At 66.3% G+C, this 19,302-nt stretch carries 14 protein-coding genes; 3 read left to right on the top strand and 11 right to left on the bottom strand.

All coding sequences use genetic code 11. The features are described 5' to 3' along the window. Positions 1–117 precede the first annotated feature (117 nt). Positions 118–996 carry a helix-turn-helix domain-containing protein gene (locus AC6RV7_RS05975; protein WP_500092995.1) on the top strand — a complete coding sequence of 293 codons (879 nt, stop codon included), beginning with the start codon at positions 118–120 and terminating at the stop codon, positions 994–996. Here AC6RV7_RS05975 and AC6RV7_RS05970 read toward each other — a convergent pair. From AC6RV7_RS05970 to AC6RV7_RS05925, 10 genes are all read right to left on the bottom strand, one after another. Continuing rightward, complete coding sequence (locus AC6RV7_RS05970) at positions 993–2,471, bottom strand: FGGY family carbohydrate kinase (RefSeq protein ID WP_500092994.1); 1,479 nt, start codon at positions 2,469–2,471, stop codon at positions 993–995. The genes AC6RV7_RS05975 and AC6RV7_RS05970 overlap by 4 nt on opposite strands. An 11-nt stretch (positions 2,472–2,482) precedes the next feature. Then, entirely contained in the window at positions 2,483–3,484 is a 1,002-nt protein-coding gene (locus AC6RV7_RS05965) for a transketolase family protein (protein WP_500092993.1), read from the bottom strand. After that, complete coding sequence (locus AC6RV7_RS05960; protein ID WP_500092992.1) at positions 3,481–4,317, bottom strand: transketolase; 837 nt, start codon at positions 4,315–4,317, stop codon at positions 3,481–3,483. Before AC6RV7_RS05960 ends, AC6RV7_RS05965 begins: the two co-directional genes overlap by 4 nt. A 38-nt stretch (positions 4,318–4,355) precedes the next feature. Continuing rightward, on the bottom strand, positions 4,356–5,783 hold the full coding sequence (locus AC6RV7_RS05955) for an L-fucose/L-arabinose isomerase family protein (RefSeq protein ID WP_500092991.1): 1,428 nt from the start codon (positions 5,781–5,783) through the stop codon (positions 4,356–4,358). 342 nt (positions 5,784–6,125) lie between these two features. Continuing rightward, the gene (locus AC6RV7_RS05950) at positions 6,126–7,505 is read right to left on the bottom strand and encodes a pectate lyase (RefSeq protein WP_500092990.1); all 1,380 of its coding nucleotides are present in this window, start codon (positions 7,503–7,505) and stop codon (positions 6,126–6,128) included. Positions 7,506–7,541: 36 nt separating this feature from the next. Beyond that, on the bottom strand, positions 7,542–9,281 hold the full coding sequence (locus tag AC6RV7_RS05945) for a glycoside hydrolase family 28 protein (RefSeq protein WP_500092989.1): 1,740 nt from the start codon (positions 9,279–9,281) through the stop codon (positions 7,542–7,544). A 30-nt stretch (positions 9,282–9,311) separates the two neighbouring features. Continuing rightward, positions 9,312–10,733: a DUF1593 domain-containing protein gene (locus tag AC6RV7_RS05940; RefSeq protein WP_500092988.1), complete on the bottom strand. Its 1,422-nt coding sequence runs from the start codon at positions 10,731–10,733 to the stop codon at positions 9,312–9,314. Between the two features lie 28 nt (positions 10,734–10,761). Beyond that, complete coding sequence (locus AC6RV7_RS05935) at positions 10,762–12,195, bottom strand: DUF1593 domain-containing protein (RefSeq protein ID WP_500092987.1); 1,434 nt, start codon at positions 12,193–12,195, stop codon at positions 10,762–10,764. A 58-nt stretch (positions 12,196–12,253) separates the two neighbouring features. Beyond that, positions 12,254–13,582 (bottom strand): nucleoside hydrolase-like domain-containing protein, encoded by a 1,329-nt coding sequence (locus AC6RV7_RS05930; protein WP_500092986.1) that lies wholly within the window; start codon positions 13,580–13,582, stop codon positions 12,254–12,256. A 282-nt stretch (positions 13,583–13,864) separates the two neighbouring features. Further along, positions 13,865–14,326, bottom strand: a complete 462-nt coding sequence (locus AC6RV7_RS05925; RefSeq protein WP_500092985.1) for a methyltransferase family protein — start codon at positions 14,324–14,326, stop codon at positions 13,865–13,867. A 221-nt stretch (positions 14,327–14,547) separates the two neighbouring features. Between AC6RV7_RS05925 and AC6RV7_RS05920 the strand changes: the two genes are divergently transcribed. Together AC6RV7_RS05920 and AC6RV7_RS05915 are read left to right on the top strand one after the other, a co-directional pair. Continuing rightward, a complete protein-coding gene (locus AC6RV7_RS05920) occupies positions 14,548–16,455 on the top strand; it encodes a tetratricopeptide repeat protein (protein WP_500092984.1) in 1,908 nt (635 codons plus the stop codon). 181 nt (positions 16,456–16,636) lie between these two features. Next, entirely contained in the window at positions 16,637–18,577 is a 1,941-nt protein-coding gene (locus tag AC6RV7_RS05915; RefSeq protein WP_500092983.1) for an Ig-like domain-containing protein, read from the top strand. Between the two features lie 84 nt (positions 18,578–18,661). Here the strand turns inward: AC6RV7_RS05915 and AC6RV7_RS05910 are convergent, their stop codons facing one another. Continuing rightward, positions 18,662–19,117, bottom strand: coding sequence for a cupin domain-containing protein (locus tag AC6RV7_RS05910; protein ID WP_500092982.1), 456 nt, complete (start codon positions 19,115–19,117; stop codon positions 18,662–18,664). Positions 19,118–19,302: the final 185 nt, after the last annotated feature.

The raw sequence follows: 19,302 nt of genomic DNA, 5'->3' as shown, positions 1-19,302 counted from the left end.
GCATCGTGAGCGATTAATTGGCTGACACGCGAGAGCCTCGCACAGAAAAAGACGCGACGCCCATGGATGCCTTCCCCGACATTCGCTCAAGCATCGGGTGAGCCGAAAATTTATCCGATGGTCAAAGCCCCTGCGCCTCTTTCCTTCGATCCCTCCCGCCCGGACTTCGAGCCTTACGGATTGACCTGCGTGCACTGGCGACCGTCGAAGATGCTCCGGCCCGATCACCACAACGAGGTGGAGTTGAACTTCCTGAAATCGGGCAACGTCACCTACCTGCTCGGCGGGCGAAAGGTCACCGTCACCGCGGCGCACCTGAGCGTGTTTTGGGCGGCGGTGCCGCACCAGATCATCGATTTCGACGACGAGCCGTCCTACTTCGTCGCGACGATTCCGCTGCCGTGGTTCCTGCAGTGGCGGCTCCCCGCGAGCATCGTGAAGCCGCTGCTCGCCGGCGCACTGATCAACGAGCCTTCCGGTCAGCGCGCGGTGTTCGACGCGCAGCTTTTTGCGCACTGGGAAGCCGTGCTCCGCGAAAACAATCCGGCGCTCGAGCGCTCCGTGTTGCTGGAGATGCAGGCGCGCTTGCTTCGGCTCGGCGCGAGCGTCCCGTCGCGCACGAACGCAGAAACGCGAAAGCCGTTCAGCGCGGCCGGGCTCAGCAAGGCGGAGCGGATGGCGTGCTTCGTGGCCCAGCATTACCTCGAAAAACTCACGGTCGAGCGCATCGCGAAGGTCGTCGGCCTGCATCCAAACTACGCGATGAACCTCTTCCAGAAGACACTTGGCACGACGCTCATCGATTACATCACGAAGCATCGCGTGTCGCACGCACAGCGCCTGCTCGCGACGTCGGACGCGAAGATCAACGACGTCGCGGCGGACTCCGGGTTCTCGTCGATCAGCCGGTTCAACATCGCGTTTCGCAAAACCTGCGGTTGCTCGCCGCGCGATTATCGCCGGTCGAATCGCATCGAGGAACGCGACGTCGGTTAACGTTCGTTCAGCAGGCGCCTGACCGCCGCTTGCCATTCGCCGTGCAACCGGCGCGCGTCCTCCGCGGGCAGCCGCGGACGATAAACGGTCACCTCGCGCGCACGCTCCAGGCGCGGCACCATCGATGCGTGAGCGCCGCTCCGCGGTTGACCCGCAAGCACCGCGCCAAACGCGGAGCCGTCGGCGAGATTCGACACGTGCAGCTCCGTGCCGGTCAAATCCGCCGTGAGCTGCATGAGGAAACGGCTCGCGGTCGGACCGCCGTCGCCGTGCAGCACGCCGACCGGCACGCCGGCATCGCGCCGCATCGCTTCGAGCGCGTCGCGGATCTGCCACGCAATCGATTCGAACGCCGCGCGCGCGACGTGACGCCGATCGCTGTGACTGCTCAAGCCCAGCAGCGCCGCCTTCGCCTTCGGTTGCCAATACGGCAGACCGAGACCGGTGAACGCCGGCACGAGATACACACCGCCATTGTCCGGCGCGGCCTGGGCGAGTTGCTCGATCGCCGCGATGTCGCTGGCGAATCCGAGCTGATCGCGCAGCCACGTGAGCGTCGAGCCCGACGAAATGATGATGCCCTCGAACGCATACGTCGGCTCGCCATGCAGCACCCACGCCAGCGCGGTGAGCACGCCCTGACCCGCGGCGCACGGCGTCGCGCCGACGTTGAGCAGCAGCGACGAACCGGTGCCGAACGTGACCTTCGCCGCGCCCGGTGCGATGCAGCCCTGCGCGAGCAATGACGCCTGCGAATCGCCCATCACGCCGCGAATCAGCAGCGGTGCGGGCAACGCGCCCTCCAGCGTCGTGTCGCCAAAGGTGGCGGAGCTTTCCCGCACTTCGGGCAACGCGTTTCGCGGCACCTGCCAGAGCCGGCACAACGCGTCGTCCCAGGTGCGCGTGTGAAGATCGAACAGCAGCGTGCGGCTGGCGTTGGTGGAATCGGTGGCGAACACCCGCCGCTCGGTGAGACGATAAATGAGATACGCGTCGATCGTGCCGATCAGCGCGGCGCCCGACTCGAGTTGCCCACGCAGCTCAGGACGATGCTGCACGAGCCACTGCAGTTTCGACGCGGAGAAATACGGATCGAGCTTGAGGCCGGTTTTCCGGTGCACGAACTCCTTCTCCGCCGCGAGCGCGGCGCAGAACGGTTCGCCGCGTCGGCACTGCCACACGATCGCGGGCGCGAGCGGCCGGCCCGTGGCGCGGTCGAAGATGACGATCGTCTCGCGCTGGTTCGCGATCGACAGGCTCAAGATCTCGGCGGCGCGCGCGGCTTGTCGCGCGACGAGCGTGCGGAGGACGGTGAGGGTGTTGGCCCAGATCTCCTCCGCGTCGTGCTCCACCCAGCCGGGCTGCGGATAATGCTGGGCGTGGTCGCGCGCTTCGCGATCGAGCGTCTGCCCGGCGGCGTCGAAGAGCAGCGCCTTGGTGGCCGACGTGCTTTGATCGAGCGCGAGAAAAAACATAAGTAGCCGCGTCAGCGGGACAGCAGCGCGCGCGCGGTCGCGCTCAGGCCTTCCATCGAAATACCGTAGTGACCGAAGATGTCGGCCTGCGCGCCTGTGACCGTGTCTTCGTCGGGCAGGCCGACGATCTGGAAACGCGGCGCGAGGCCGGCTTGCAGCAACGTGGACGCACAAGCCTCGCCGAGACCGCCATGAATCGAATGCTCCTCGACGGAGATCACGGCGCGACACTCCCGGCCGGCGGCGAGCACCGCGTCGGTGTCGAGCGGTTTGATCGACGGCAGGCTCAGCACGCGCGCGGCGATGCCTTCGTCGGCGAGCTGTGCGGCGGCGAGTAGAGCGTGGACGACGGTTTCGCCGGTGGCGAGAAACGCAACGTCGCGGCCCTCGCGCAGCGTGAGCGCGCGGCCGACTTCGAAGTTCGTTCCGGGCGCGTGCAGGTCGAACATCGCGGCCTTTCCGAAACGCACGAACACCGGTCGTGGCGCGCGCGCGGCGTAGCGGATCGCTTCGCGCGTCTCGAAATTATCCGCCGGCACGAGAATCGTGAGATTGTGGATCGCCCGCAGCACGGCGAGATCGTGGAGCGAGTGATGCGTCGAACCCAGCGCGCCATAGCTGACGCCGGCGCTGATCCCGACGAGCACGCCGGGAACGTCCGAATAACAAAGGTCGTTCTTGATCTGCTCGAGCGAGCGTGCGGTGAGGAAGCACGCCGGAGAAACGCCGAACGCTTTTTTTCCGCACGCCGCGAGGCCGGCCGTGATGCCGACGAGGTTCTGCTCGGCGATGCCGACTTCGACGATTTGCTGCGGCAGCGCCTTGCCGAAAGGCGCGAGCTTGCCCGAGCCGCGCGAATCGGAGGTGACGGCGACGATGTTCCGATCGGCGAGCGCGAGCGACTGCAGCGTGGCGGCGAACTCCTCGAGATTGGCGCGGCCCATTTTTAGGCCGAGCTTTTGCGTCATGGCCTTCGCTGCGGGCGTGAACATCGACGGAGCGGGCGCGCTCATGCGGCGGCCTCCTGAAGTTTCTTCTCGGCGGCGGCGAGCTCCGCGAGCGCTTGCGCGAGTTCGGTCTCGCTCGGCACGCCATGGTGCCACTTGCCGACGTTTTCCATGAAGCTGACGCCCTTGCCCTTGACGGTGTTGGCGAGGATGAAAAGCGGCTTGCCCGCAGGCGGCGGGGTGGTGAGCGCGGCGGTGAGCTGCGCGTAATCGTGGCCGTCGATCGAGCGGACCTCCCAGCCGAAGGCGCGCCATTTCTCGTCGAGCGGCTCGTTCGACATCACGTAGCGAGTGGGGCCGGTGATCTGGAGCGTGTTGTGGTCGAGGATGGCGACGAGGTTGTCCAACTTGTGATGCGCGGCGGCCATCGCGGCTTCCCAGTTGGAGCCCTCCGCGAGCTCGCCGTCGCCGAGCAGCGTGAAAACGCGATAGCTCGCGCGATCCAGCTTCGCGGCGAGCGCCATGCCGAGGCAGATCGGCAAGCCGTGGCCGAGCGCGCCGGTATTCATTTCGATCCCGGCGATCTTGCGGGTCGGGTGACCGACATAGGGACTGCGATAGTGGCAGACCGTATCGAGATCGGCGTCGGGAAAAAAGCCGCAGTCCGCGAGCACGGCGTAGAGTGCCTCGACGCTGTGGCCCTTGCTCTGGACGTAGCGGTCGCGCGTCGGGGAGTCGACGGTCGCGGGCGAAACCTGGAGCACGCGGTGATAGAGCGTATTGAGAATATCGAGACACGAGAGACCGCCGCCGGTGTGGCCGGCGCCGGCGTCGTGAATCAGCCGCAGCATCCTCCGGCGGAGGTGCGTGGCCTTGAGGGCGAGTTCGAGATCGGTCATCGGGAGCGTCAAATCGCGCGCGGCGGGACGGCCGGCGCTCAGGCTTCGGGGCGCTCGTGGTGGTGGCACTCCCAACCGAGGTAAGTCTCGAACGCTTCGGCGAGCACGGCGGCGGTGCGGGAGGCATTCATCACGACGTGGTGCTCGAAGCCTTCGCGGCAGACATGATGCAGCAGCTTCTGCAGCTTCGGCACGTGGGCGACGGCGCGGTTGCCGAAGGTTTTGAGCTCGTCGTTGGTGAGCGTGCCCTCGCCGACGTAGGTGCGGATGACACCGGCAGTATCGTCCGTCGTGATACGACCGAACGTGAGCGGGCTCGCCGGCGTGCGGCCGTCGAGCGCGCCCCAGGTGTTTTCCACACCGAGCGTGGAGCCGAGGATCGGGGCGGTGGCGACGGTGATGTCGGGGAGGAACGACTTCGCCCAGTTGCCACAGTGGAAGAGGACGCACTTGTCGGCGTCCGTCCCGTAGTTGTTGTTCCAGTCCACGAGGGCCGACGGCGAGCCCGAGGCGAGCTGCATCGCATACATCGTGAGCACGCCGGTGACGTCGACTTCGCAGGCGCTCGGCAGGAAGGCTTCGCTCATCATGCTCATCGAGGTGCAGACGTTGCAGCCGTGATTGGCCTGCACGGAGGTCCAGCACTGGATGGCGGTGGCGTCGAGGTGGTGGGCGGCGACGAAATCGTCGAGGACGACGCCGAGGCGCGACATCTGCACGAGCTTCGCGGGCGGGACCGCGCTGGTGTTGGCGTAGGCGTTGATCTCGTCGATCTTGGTGCGGAGCCGTGTGTCGGTTTCGCCGATCTTCGCGGCAGCGCCGAGGATTTCCGAGAGGTCGACGGTGGTGACGCTGATGCCGTGGCGCTCGAGGATCTTCTCGGAGTAGCGCACGGTGTTGAACGCGCCCGGCCGGGCGCCGACGGCGCCGAGCCGCACGCCGCGCAGACCGCGGACGACGCGACAGACGGCGACGAAGTCCTGCAGGTCGGAGCGGAACGAGGCGTCGAGCGGGTGCACGACGTGTTTCGTCGTGAGCGAATAGGCGATGCCGGCCTGGCGGAGATTGTTGCAGACGGAAATCTTGCCGCAGAACGAGTCGCGACGGCGGATCACGTCGAGTTTGTCGAGATCGTCGGGATAGCCCTGGACGAGCACAGGGAGGTTGAGGCCGGCGAGCTTCAGGGTGTCGGCGATGCCCTTCTCGTCGCCGAAATTCGGCAGGCACACGAGGATCCCGGCGATGCGGTCACGGTGGCGTCGGAAGAGATCGGCGCAGGCGCGGGCGTCGTGGTGCGTTTCCACGCCGCCGAGTTTGGTCTCGGCGGGATCGAGCATCACGGCTTCGAGGCCGAGCTGGCCGAAGCGCTTGGTAATGTCGGCGCGCGCTTCGGGCACGAGCTTGTCGGGGAAGAAATCGCGGTTGCCGAAAATGACGCCGAGGGCGAGAGGGGCGGATTGAGTCATGGCGGGCGACGGTGCCGATCGCTCACTCGCGAAAGTGAAGCCCGGCGGGGTCGGGAAGGACCGCGATACTAGCGGGAGCCGCCTGCGATTTCGCGCCGGATTCTTGCAGATTTTGGCGCAAAACTAAGGCGGGCCGGAGCGCCGCGCGGGCCTTCTCCCCGTTTTCGGCGAGTTCAAGGAGGCGGTTCCAGGTGCCGAGCGCTGTTTACCGCAGGTTTAAGAAGATAGGAGCGACCAGGAAGTCGGTAGAATCGTGACGATGCGGCCGGTGCAACCGGGGGGCTGAGCAATCGGGCTGGAAATAGGGGCAATCTCGTCCGCGAGGCGCGCGGCGCCGACGCGTCAGAGTTTTTCCAGGCGCGCGTTCAACTCCAGGTAGTCGCAGAGTGCCGCGACGTTGCGGTTGAAGACGCCGCTGCTGATGCGGTCCGTGACCGTATACTCGCCGTTCCAGCGCTGGCCCTTCGGCGCCTCGCTTTTGAAACGGTCGTTGCGGGTGATCCACGCGCCGGACGCGTCCTGCGCGGCGATGATCTTCTTCACCGTGCCGGACAACTCGTCCAGGCGGCGGACGATCTTCTCCTGCGACGGCGCGCGCTCCTCGTCGTTTTTCAGGCCCTCGCGGCCGAGTCGCAGCGCTTTCTCGTAACGGCGGGTCGCGGCGGCGATCGCGTCGGACAGGTCGGTCTCGTAGCCGTAGCCGGTGCGGCGCTCGGGATGAAGTTCCTCCACGCTGTTCACGCGAATCCGGCCGCGGTCGTAGTAGAGCGCGTGGTTCGTGCCGATTTCGACGAAGCGCGCCCACTTGCCGTTGGGCAGACGGATTTCGCCCAGCCAGCGCAGCGCATCGGGGATCGGCTCGAGCAGGGTCTCGTCGCCGAGCGCGAGGTAGAGATCGATCAGCGTGCCGATGTTGCGGACGGTCACGCTGGGGCAGAGGGACGCGGGCTCGAACGTGCGCGCCCAGGCGGGTTGGAGAAACTCGTTGTATTGCTGCGCCCAGCCCGGTTGCGGCGGCGGCTGTTGCGAGATCACGATGAAGCGGGCGACGCGCCGCAGGCTGTGCTCTATCGCCGCGTTCTTGGGATCGGCGCGGTGCGCCTCGATCATCACGCGCACGCAGTCGTTGATGCCGGCGTCGTTGAATGTCGCGAAATCGTGGTAGTTGCCGCGCGCGGGATACAGGTGCGGCCAGCCGCCGTTCGCCAGCTGCGTCGTGAGCATCATCTGCACGGCGCGCTGCGTGGCGGCGGTGAGTCGCTCGTCGGGCGCGACCTGGTTCAGGGCCAGCAAGAAGCTGACGGCGGACTGGCTCTGGTTGTCGTCGAGGCTGACGGTTTCGTTGGTCAGATCCGCGAAGTCGATCGTGTGATCCCAACCGCCGTGCCGGTTTTGTCCGCGGATCAATGCGTCCGCGGCGTGGCGCGCGGCGGCGAGCGCTTCCTTGTCGCCCGTCGCGAGGTAGGCGCGTAGGAACGACTGGCCGACGGCCGGCGTGCCAGGCGGCTGCACCTCGATCGTATCGGCATCGGCCGGAGACTCGCCCCAGCGCTGCGCCAAATCCGGCGTCACCGCGTAAACGTAACCGCCGTGGGCGTTGAGGGTGTGGAAAAACGCGACGGCTCTCGTGAGCGCGGCCTCGGCTTGGGGACGGAGTTCGTCGGCGTTGAGTCCGGCGGTGAGGAGCAGATACGCGATCCAGCTGACGATTTTCTTCGGCATGACGATGGGAGGGTTTTATCCCGCGCGCGGGAGCGTTTAGCGGTTGGGTAATTGCACGCGACCGGGCGGGAGCGTGGAGAGGACGTGAAACTCCAGCGGTCCGCCGGGCGAAGTCAGCCCGCGGAGATCGACGTCGCGCGTAAGCGGTCCGGCCACGCGCACGTCGAGCGGCCCGGAGGAACCCGCGGTGCGCGCGAGCGCGGTGTCTCGGGCGATGAAGCTCTGGGCGTTTTGCAGCTGCAGCAACGGTCCCTCGGTGGCTTCGATCTGCACGCGATCGAACTGGATGCCGGCGACGTCGATCAGGCGGGCGCCGCGCGTCGCGGTGATCCGGACGTTTTCGAAACGCACGTCTTGCACCGGCATCTCGGGCAAGCCGCGGATCCACATCGCGGTGCCGGCGCCGCGGCAGATCACATTGCGAATCGTGATGTGACGAAACGACGGCGTGGTTTCGGACACGGCGGGGAAGCGGCTCAGGTAGTCGGCGGGATCGGCGGTCGCGGCGTCGTCCTCGGCGGGCGCGCTGCCGGAGTAGAACAAATTGAAGTGAATCGGCTCGGTCGGAATGTTGAGCATGTTCACGCCGTCGATGTGGATGTTTTCCACGACGCCGCCGCGGCCGCGGGTGCTTTTGAAACGGATGCCCACGTCGGTGCCGATGAAGGTGAGATCGGCGGCGTAGATGTTGCGCACGCCGCCGGACATCTCGCTGCCCACGATGAAGCCGCCGTGGCCGTGGTAGACGACGTTGTCGCGGATGACGAAGTTCTCCGTTGGCCGGCCCCGGGCGCGGCCCTCGGCGTCCTTGCCGGACTTCAGGCAGATGGCGTCGTCGCCGACGTCGAACGTGCAACCGTAGACGACGCCGTTGCGGCACGAGTCGAGATCGAGGCCGTCGCCATTTTGCGAATACCACGGGTTCAGCACGGTGACGTGACGGATGACGACGTCCTCGCAGAGCAGCGGATGAAGATTCCAAGCGGGGGAATTTTGAAACGTGGGACCATCGAGCAGCACCTGCCGGCATTCGCGCAGGCTGACCATCACCGGCCGGAGGAAGTCGCGGATGCGTTCGAAATCCTCGCGAGTCGGACGACCGTCGCGGGAACGCCCGTCACCGCGCGCACCGGCCAGCGCGCCAGCGCTGGGCCACCAGATCTGGCCGCTGTCGTCGAGCACGCCGCCGGAGGCGACCAAGTCGCGCCACTGCGCTTCGGTGAGCTTGGCGCGTTTTACCGGGCGCCAGGCCTGACCGGAACCGTCGAACACGCCAGCGCCCGTGATCGCGATGTGTTGCGCGCCATTGGCCGAAAGCGGCGACTGGCAGCGCATGGAGCGTCCGCCCTCGAAATTCGTTTCCACGAGCGGGTAGAGGGTGCGGTCGGGGCTGAAAAGCACGACGGCGCCGGCTTCGGTGTGCAGTTCGATGCGATCGCGCAGCACGATCGGGCCGGTGAGCCAGATGCCGCGCGGCACGACGACGCGGCCGCCGCCCTGATCGGCAAGCTGACCGATGGCGCGCGCGAACGCGTCGGTGTTGAGCGTTCGGCCGTCGCCGATCGCGCCGAAGTCGACGATCGACGCCGCTCGCGCCGGAATCTGCGGCAAGGTCACGCGCGGCAAATCGAACGGCGCCCCGGCATAGAGCGTTTCCGGCACGGGCGCAAAAACGGTCGGCGCGCCGGATGATGCGGCGTTCACCGAAGACGCGGCGGTGAGGAGCAACGCAGCGAACCAGCGAAGCGCGTGGGAATGACGGCGAAGGGAGAGCATGACGGGTGTGGGGTGGGGCAAAGGCGGCGGTTAGTTGACGACGTTGACGATCACGCGCTGGTAGCGCGTGAGCCGCGGACTGCCGTGATCGGTGACGGCGAGGATGATGTGCATCGCGCCGGTCCCCGGAGCCATGACGCGGCTCGTCGGAACGGTGAACCAAGCTTTCGGCTGATCGAAATTCTGGATGTCGAGCGGCTGACCGGAGCGGCCGCTCGAGAGCGGGAACGTCCCAGCCTCGTGGTAATAGAACCACTCGTAGGAAACCGCGTCGCCGTCCGGATCCGTTGTTCCCTCGGCGCTGAGATCGATGCGCTCGCCGGGTTTGGCGGTCAGTTGGGCGGCGTGGCCGAGCCTGGGTTGCGGCGGGTGATTGGCTTCCTTCGGCGATTTCACGGTCCAATCCATCCGGGCGGCGAAATCGTTTTGAAAGGCTTCGCGCCAGCGCCAGATCGTGGCGTGGTTCGTGTCATGCCAGCGGCCGTCGATGCCTTTCACTTCGTCGTCGGAGTCGGTCCAGATCGGGCGCGTTTCCGGATGAAGGTGCCATTTCTGCGGACGCGGCGTGTAGAGCTCGTAACGTCCGCCCCAGCCGCCCCAGTCGGGATGTTCGGGGACGTTGAGGCCGTTGCCGATCAAGCCGAGGAAGCTTGGCGTGTCGCCCTCCATCAGGTATTCCCAACGCGGATACTCCGCGCCGAGCGGGCCTTTTCGGCGGATGTGGTGGTCGAGCCACTCGTTGGTCACGACGGTGAAGTCGGCGCCGGCGCAGCGCGCGTGAAAATAGTCGCCGCTGATGCCGCTCCACGTCGCGTGGTGGTAGGCGCCGCCGGTCCCGAAGCCCGGGCTCACGATGTAGAAGAGTCCGGGAAACTCCTGGCGCAGCCACGGCCCCGAGTCGTCCTGGTCGGAGATCGCGTAGACGCGGAGCTGCGCGACGGCGCGGGCGAGCTGATCGGGCGAACGCGCGGCGCGGATCTTCCACAACGCTTGCGCAAGCACGCTCGGCCCGCCCCAGACCGGAACCCAGAGAGGACGCGCGTCGTCGCGGTCGAGCGCGCGGATGAGCGCTTCGGAGCCGGGCGAGTCCTTGCCCTCGCCGACGCCGAGCAGCCCGTAGACGGGGAGGCCTTCGGAGACGAGGCCGAGCAGGTGTTCGCCGGTAGGAAAGCCGCGCTCGTGTTGCTCGAGCTGATCGCGAACCTTCCCGTAGGCCGTCACGATCTGGCGGATCCGTTGCGGCGCGACGCGGTTCTGCTGGTGGATCGACGTCGTGGCGACGAGGCCCTCGACGTCGAACTGGTTCGCGTAGGTGAGAAAGCGCACCATCGACATCGCGTCATCGGGCTCGTTCTCGATGTCGGTGAGGACGAAGACGCGCGGCTTCGCGGCACTCGCGAGCAGCGGCAAGGCGGCGGTCGCGAGCAGAAGAATCAGACGCAGGGTTTTCATGAGAGTATTCGGAAAAAGGCTACGTCACTTACGGCGTGACGGTCACGATCACGCGTTGATAGCGCGACAAGGCGGGGCTGCCCTTGTCGGTGAGTCGAAGAATGAAGTGGAGCGTCTCGGGTTTTTCTACCTTGGGTGCGATCACCCAGGCGCCGATGGCGTTTTCGGCGCCGTCGATTTTCACCAGTTGCCGGTAGCTGCCGGCTTCAGGGTAGTGAAACCAGTAGAAGCTCAGGCTGTCGCCGTCGGGATCGCTGCTGCGGTGCGCGCTGAGGCCGAAGCCCTCGCCGGATTTAACGGTGAGCTGGGCGGGATGATCGAGCACGGGAACTGGCGGGTGATTTGCCTCGGCGAAAGGCTTGGTGGTCCAATCCATGCGCGCGGCGAAGTCGTTTTGAAAATCGTCGCGCCATCGCCAGAGCGTCGTCTTGAAATCGCGGAACGTCTTTTCGCCCGGGCGCGTCGCGCGGCCGTAAGCGGGCGTCTGCGGCGGCGCGTAGGTGTCGATCGCGTTGGTCCAGATCGGACGCGTTTCCGGCGGAATGGGAATGCCGCCGATGAACGTCTTCGGATCCGCGACCGGCACGTCGGGCCGGTAGCGTTCGTAACGTCCTCCCCAGCCGCCGTAATCGGGATGCTCGGGAGCGTTCAGCCCGTTGGGGACCAGGCCGAGGAAACTCGGCGTGTCGCCCTCCACGCCCCACGCGACATCGGGATAAACGGCGCCGAGTGGACCGTGACCCTGCTGCAGATGGGTCGCGATCCAGCGATTGCTGATCGTGGTGTTGTCCATCCCGTCGATGACGCTGTTGATGCCGCTCCAGGTGGCCGCACCGTAGTCGCCGCCGGGCGTGACAATATAGAAGAGGTTCGGGAATTCCTTCCGCAGCCAAGGGCCGCTGTCGTCCTGGTCGGAGATTGTATAAACGCGGAGCTTGGCCACGAGACGATCGACCTCCGCGGCGGAGCGCGTCGCGCGCAGTTTGTGCAGGGCCTGCGCGAGCGTGTTGGCGCCGCCCCAGACGGAGATCCACAGGGGGCGCTCGTCGCTTTTCTCGAGGACGTGAATCAACCAGTCGGAGCCTTCGCTGTCCTTGCCGTCGCCGACGCCGCTCATGCCATATTCAGGCCGACCGGATTTCACCAAGGCGTCGAGCGCGTCGGGTTGCGGATAGCCGCGATCGTGCTGGAGCAGATTGGTGTGAACCTTGGCGTAGGCGCGAATCACTGCGTGCATCGACTCCGGCGCGACGGACGTGCGTTTCCAGGTGGAGGTCGTCGCCACCAGGCCCTCGATGTCGAGACAATCTGAATACAGCAGCAGCCGCACGAGGCTCTGCGTGTCGTCCGGGTCGGCTTCGATGTCGGAGAGGATGAAGACGCGCGGATGGGCGGCGCCGGTCGCGAGCAGCGGGACGCAGCAGGCGAGGGCGAGAAGAGCGAGGCGGACGTGACGTTTCATGAGCGGAAGGAGTCTTGCCTCGGCGGCGCCAGCGGCAACGTGGCGGAAGCGTTGAACATTAGCGCGAGGCCGGTGCGTTCGCGGGCGCGCGGCAGCGTTCGAGTCGTGTGGCGAAATCGCGCAGGAAATCCTCGCGCCACTGGCTGATGGTTTTCGCGCCGTGGTGCCGACCTTCGGCGACGGCGGGCGATGGGTCGTCGGTCCACCACTGCGGATGCGTGGGATCGACCGCGAGCGCGGCGTCGGCCGCGGGAAACACCGACGTGATCGCGCCTGTTTTTCCGTCGAGCGCCGGCGCGTTGCTGCGCACCGTGTAGCGATAGGTTTTCGCGTCCTTGGGACAGAAACGAAACCGGATCGCGCCGGCGCCATCGGGCCAGCCGGCGAGGTTTTGGTTATCCACGACCAATTCCGCGGATGGCGCGGCGGGGGCGTTCGGGCCGAGCGGCAGAACGAGCTCGAGAATGCCGAAGATTTCCAGGCGATCCTCCGCCGTCGTGAGGCGATCGAAGCGCGCGTAAGGCCGCGGCCACGCGCGGACGTAGCGACCGCCCCAACCGGGTTGAAACGGCAGCTCGGGATTGCCCCGCAGCAGCCAGCTCACGGTCGGCGTGTCGCCCATTTTCAGCGAGGTGCGCGTGCGCTCTTCGAGCCGGATCCCGCGCGCGAAGAAGTCGCCGAGCGCGCCGCGGCCCGCCGCATGCGCCGCGGCGAACGTCTCGCTGCCGAGATCGCCCTCCTGGTTGCCGCCGGTGAACCAGCCGCGGTAGGTCGCGTTGGACTCGATCATCCACAGATTCGGATGCTGCGTCGCGAGGTAGTGATAGGCGTCGGGGCTCCATTTCTTGTTCGGGCCACCGATGAAATACACGCGCAACTTCGGCAGGATGTCGGGCGCATCGTGGAGCGCTTGCGCGACGTCCTCGATGCCGCCCCAGACGAGCACGTGCAGCGGACGCGGATCGTCACGCCGCGCGCAGCGGACGATCCAATCGGAGCCGGCGGTCGGGCGGCGAAATCCGGCATAGGGCGCGGCTTCGATTTCGCCCTGCTGCGTGATCGCGCGCAACGCGTCGGGCTCCGGGTAACGCGCGGAATACGTGCGGAGGTTGGCGTAATCGCGCGCATAGCAATCGATGACCTGCAGGATGTGCTCCTTGCGACCTGCGCCGTAGGGCGACGCGATCAATCCTTCGAGATCGAGGACGTCGGCGTAGAGCAGCACGTGCACCATCGACTGAAAATCGTCGAAGTCCGTGCCGCCGATATCGGTCGACACAATCACGCGGTGACGATGCCCCGCGAGCGCGCCCTGGTCGGCGAACGCGGAGGTCAGCGCGATCGCAGCGAAAGCGCAGAGCGCAAAAGCAAGGTGGACAGGTTTCATCACGCGGTGCGGGGTGGGGTCCATACTGTGGGGCGCCAGTGCGCGGTCGAGGCGAGGGTGCATATCAAACGCGCAAGCAGGGTGGCACCTGGCTGGGACAGTTTAGCAAAGGCGCGCGGCGGACTCCTCTCTCCTGGCAGGCTTTTTTGTGCCTATCCTAAGGTGGGTCGGGACGGTGCGGGCCGGCGCGCGTCGGTGTTACGCCGGGAAGCCCCGGATTTGACCGGAGCTCACGACCAGCGCGGGCGCGATGAGAGCGACCGCCGCCGCGCGAAGTTCGTGTCAGATCCAGCGGCGGACTTTTCGCCGATAGGCGAGGAAGGCTTCGCCGAAAAGTCGCTCGAGTGCGGCCTCCTCCGGCTTGATCTGAAAACGATTCATGCCGACCACAAAGAGCGCCGGGCCGAGCAGCGCGAGCGGGTGCGCGAGCCACCCGGTCCAGGCAATCAGCCAGAGCAGCATGCCGAGATACATGGGGTTGCGGGTGAGGCGATAGACGCCCGAGGTGACGAGGGCCGACGCTCGCTGCGGCTGGCGCGGGTTGACGGTGGTCCGGGCGCGGCGAAACGAGACGACACCCGACACCACGATCACGCCGCCAATGAAAGCGATCAGGCCGACGGCGGGCTTGCGCCACGGGAGTTCATAGCTCCGCACCGGCACCGTCCGCGCGAGGAGCAGCATCAGTCCGCCGACGAGCAGCAGGATGACCAGCGGTGGAACTCTCGGATGTGGTGAACCCATCGCGGAAAACGACACCGCGAAACCGTCACCGGCGCAATCGTGCGGTGCGTGCTGGTGCCGCGATCTGCCGCATCAGGCGCGCTGGAATCGTCAGCGCAAACGGCTCCCTGGCGCCGCACCGCAGGGCGGGTTCACGCGTTTGACGGTCGCGGAAAACTCCGTCGGCACCCGGAGCGGCAACGGGCTTGCCCGGGTGGGAGCCGCGAGGTTTGCTGCGCCACATGAAGCGATCGCCCCCTTCCGCCTCGTCTCGCCAAGAGCTCGCGGCGCCGACGGGAACGGTGTTCGTTTTGCTGCTCGTCGCCGCGCTCGCTGCTTACCTGCCGGCGCTGCGGGGGACGTTTCTATGGGACGACGCCGGCCATGTCACCAATCCGGCACTACAATCGTGGTCGGGATTGTTCCGCGTCTGGTTCGAGCCGGGCGCGACGCAGCAGTATTATCCGCTGCTGCATTCGGCGTTCTGGCTCGAGCACCGGATCTGGGGCGACGCTCCGCTCGGCTATCATTTGATCAATGTGTTGTGGCACGCGACGTCGGCCTGCCTGTTCGTGACGCTGTTGCGGCGGCTCGCGGTCCCCGGCGCGCTGCTGGCCGGCTTCGTGTTCGTCCTGCATCCGGTGGCGGTCGAATCGGTGGCTTGGATCTCGGAGCAGAAGAACACGCTCTCGCTGGTCTTTTATCTGGCGGCGGCGCTCGCGTGGTTGCGTTTCGAAACCGACCGGCGGCCGCGCCGTTACGCGGTTGCCACGTTGTGGTTTGTCGCCGCGTTGCTGACGAAATCCGTCACCGCCACGCTGCCGGCGGCGCTGCTCGTGATCGCATGGTGGCGGCGCGGCCGGCTCTCCTGGCGTGCGGACGTGCGGCCGCTGCTGCCCTGGTTCGTGCTCGGCGCCGCCGCGGGACTTTTCACCGCCTGGTTCGAGCGTGTCGGGATCGGGGCGCAGGGCGCCGACTTCGGGCTCGATGCCGTGGAGCGCGTGCTGCTCGCCGGCCGCGTCGTGTGGTTTTACCTCGGGAAACTGGTGTGGCCGGTCGGGCTGGCGTTCTTTTATCCGCGCTGGACGATCGACGCGTCCGTCGGTTGGCAACTGTTGTTTCCGCTCGCGGCGCTAGCGGCGATCGCCCTCGCCGTCGCCTGGAGCCGGCGCCATCGCGGACCGTTGGCGGCGCTCCTGCTGTTCGGCGGCACGCTCTTTCCCGTGCTGGGATTCGTGAACGTTTACCCGTTCGTGTTCTCCTACGTGGCGGATCACTTCCAATATCACGCGAGCCTCGCGATGATCGCGCTGTTCGCGGCGTCGGTGAAGCTTGGATACGCGCGGCTGCCCTGGCCGCGCTGGAGCGGTCCGGCGCTCGCGGCGGCGGTGCTCCTCGTGCTTGCGGGACTCACGTGGCGGCAGAGCGGCACGTATCGGAACGGGTTCGCCCTTTATGAAGCGACCCTGGCGCGCAATCCCGCGAGCTGGGTCGCGCATTTGAATCTCGGCATCGCGCTCGACGACGCCGGTCGCACGGCGGAAGCCTTGCCGCACCTGCTGCGCGCGAACGAGCTGAAGCCGGATTTCCCGGAAACGCTCAACAGCTTCGGCAATGTCCTCAACCGTCTGGGCCGCGCCGCCGAGGCTCGGCCGTTGCTCGAACGAGCGATTCAGCTCCAGCCGCGGTTCGCGAACGCTCACAACACGCTGGGTGTCACGTTGATGGCGCTGCGCGACGCCGCGGCGGGCGAGGCGGCCTTTCGCCGCGCCCTCGAACTCGAGCCCGGGCTGACCGTCGCCCGCGTGAACCTCGGCTGGGCGCTCGCGAATTCCGGACGCGTCGCCGAGGCGCGCGCGCTGCTCGAGGAGGCGCGTCGCGAGCAACCGGACAACGCCGAAGCCGAGTTCAAACTTGGTCTCGTTTACGCGATGTCGCAGCGCCTGGGCGACGCGGCGTCGCACGTGCGACGCGCCGTGGAGCTGCAGCCGGGCAACGCCGACATGCGCCATGTGCTCGGCTGCGTGTTGCTTGATCTGGGCCGGCCGGGCGAAGCGGCCGAGGAGTTCGTTGCGGCTCTGAAGATCGCTCCCGCGCACGACGGCGCCCGCCAGGGCTTTGAGCAGGCGCAGCGTCAGCTCGCTCGCTGACCCGGTGCCGTTACGCGCGCCGTGCGTCCTGTAAGTCGCGTTCCGATGCGACGGCGTGGCGAGAACGTGCTGGCGAACGGCTTGCGGTCGGGCCGGAATGGTTTCCGGACCGTTGACAGCGGGCGGGTTAGCGGAAGCTTGGCGGAACTCCGCGTTCTCTGACATGACGGACTCTACCTTTATGCGCCGCTCACTTTTTACTGTTTCGAGCCTCGGATTTTCCGCCCGCGGCCTGTTGCGCGTTTTTCTGCTGACCTGCCTTCTGGCCCTGACACCCGCCTGGGCCGCCGATCCCGCTGCCCCGGCAAACGAAACGGCGACTGCTCCGGGCGGCGCCGGCGGCGAAGCGGAGCCGATTGTTTCCATGAAGCGGCTGGAGTTCGACGCTGAGGATGGCGGCGTTTATGGACAGCTCGTCTTCGCCGACGAGTTGCAGAGCGCGAATGGCGACAACGATCTCGTCTTCACCATCACCGAGGAGCCGTTGCATGGCCGCGTGGGCCTCGCGGGCGGCGACGATTCGGACTTCTTCAAGAACAAGACGTCGCGGCTGGGCTATTTCGCGTATCGGGCGGACGACGACTATCAAGGCGAGGATTCCTTCTCCTATACGGTGCGCAACGAAACATCGGGCCTCGTGTTCAAGAACACCGTCGTGATCGCCGTCAGCCCGCCACCGCCAGTGATGCTGCAGAAGCTGGAGGTCGATGCGACGCGCGTCCGGGGGATGAACGTTCGCGAGGTCGCGCTCACGACCCGGCCGAATCAGCCGGCGATGTACAAGGTCCCGAGCCACGAGGATTTCATGTCTCCCGTCGACCGCGCGGCTGTCAGCGACCCGAAGGTCGCCTACCTGCTCGACGAGCAGGCGAAGCCGCAGAACGGCACCGCCAAGCTCGATCGCGCCACCGGCCAGCTCACCTACGCGCCGAATCCCGGCTTCATCGGCGAGGACCGTTTCAAATACTATACGGTCGACGAGAACAACCCGCACCTCGGCGTGGAGAACGTCGTCGTCGTGCACGTCGAGCCGATCCGCCGGGTGCGCCACGTGACCGCCGACCGCTCCCGCAGCCGCGAGGTCGATCTCGTGTTTGTCATCAATAATTCGCCGTCCATGGCGGCGCACCAGAGTCGCATCGCGGCCAACCTGAGCCGGTTCCGCCAGCTCTTCCACACGCGCGACCTGGACTATCGCATCGGCGTGCTGACAACGGACTTCGTCAATGCGGAGCCGGGCGTCCGCGCCGAGGATCAGCGTTTCTATAAACAAGTCCGCACGGTGGAGCTCGATGCGGCGGGAAAACCCGTCCTCGACTGGCGTGGGCGACCGAAGCAGACCACGAAGCGCGTCGCCAGCAATGGGCGCCTCGTGACGCTGCCGGCCATGGCGCAGCCGTGGGTGACGCCGAAGACACCGGACAGCCTCTTTGCCGAGTTGGTGAAGGTCGGCACCAACGGCGACAGTAACCGCACGGCGTTCACCGCGGTGTATAATTTCGTCGCGAATTACTACAACAAGCAGCACACGTTCCTGCGTCCGGAAGCGACCACCATTGTGGTGTTCTTCATGGACGAGGAGGAGACGCGCATGGCGTTGTGGAAGGAGGAAAGGGACGGCACGCAGAAAGCCGAGTGGATCGAAAACGGAACGCTGCCGGATCTGCTCAACCAATATAACGCGCGGCATCCGAAGAATCGGCAGACGCTCGACGGCTATATCAATTACTGGGTGTTGCGGCCGTTCATCATCGCGAAAGGCAACAAACGCGGGAAGATCGAGATGCACGCGGTGGTCGCGCCGGACAACATCTCGCACCGCCGCGCCGCCGAGCTCACGGGTGGGACGGTGTTGAACATCGAGAGCGATTTTTCGGCGCCGCTGGCGGCACTCGGCGATCGCATCGCCGACACGGTGGCGGTGGCGCTCGATCCGGTCGCTCCGGGCGCCACGTTATACAAGAAGAGTTTCCGCGTGTTGGTCGACGGCGTCGAGGTGAAGCCCGATCCGGAGAACGGCTGGAGCTACGACGAGCGCACCCACAGCATTCGGTTCCAGGGCGAAGCCAAAAAGAAAGCCTTCACCGCCAAGATCGACATCACTTACGAAGAACACCTGTGACCTAGCGGCAGAAGGTGGCGCGGACAGTTGGCGGGTCGCGATCGCCGGGCTCGGGGCCCGGCACCAGCCGCGCGGCGAGGGCGATCAGGGCGCAGCGGCGCGCACCGCGAACGGCTGGCCCACCGTGCCGATGACAAACAGAACGAGGCGCACGGGCGTCGCGCCGGTGTTGATGCCGTTGTGCAGCAGGTCGACGACCTCGGGCAGGGCGTCCCCGGCCTTGAAGGTCTTTTTTTCGCCGGTCTCGGTTTCAACGGTGATCTCGCCGTCGAGGATATAAGCGAAGCAGGGGACTGGATGGCGGTGCCAGTTGGTCTGGCGTCCGGGCGCGAGTTCGACGAGGACGGCGGTCACCTCCGCCGGCGCCTGCGTTGGATAAACCAGTTTGGCGCCTGCACCGTCCGTCTGTGTTTGCAGCAGAATCTTCGTCGTTACGCTGCTGCTGTAGGCGGCGGCGCCGGCCTTGTCGTTTGCGGCGGCGTTGGTGACCAGGGCGAGGCAGCTGAAGAGAAGGGTGGCGGTGAGGAAGCGGAAGCGCATGGTGAAGAGGAGTTCGGGTGTGAGGCTGGCGTTGAGCGGGGTTCGAAATCATTGCCGTGGGTGGGCGCGCGCTTCGCGAGACGAAAAATGTGGGTGAAAACCACCGGTCATGCGGGTTTCGCACGTTGCATTAGTGGAATGGTCGGTTAGGGTGCCCGCTTGATCCAAAATACATCCACCACCCG

It is taken from the genome of Opitutus sp. sgz309028 (genome assembly GCF_059821195.1).
Note: the sequence above shows the minus strand (reverse complement) of the source record. Positions and strands in the feature narration are given on the sequence as shown.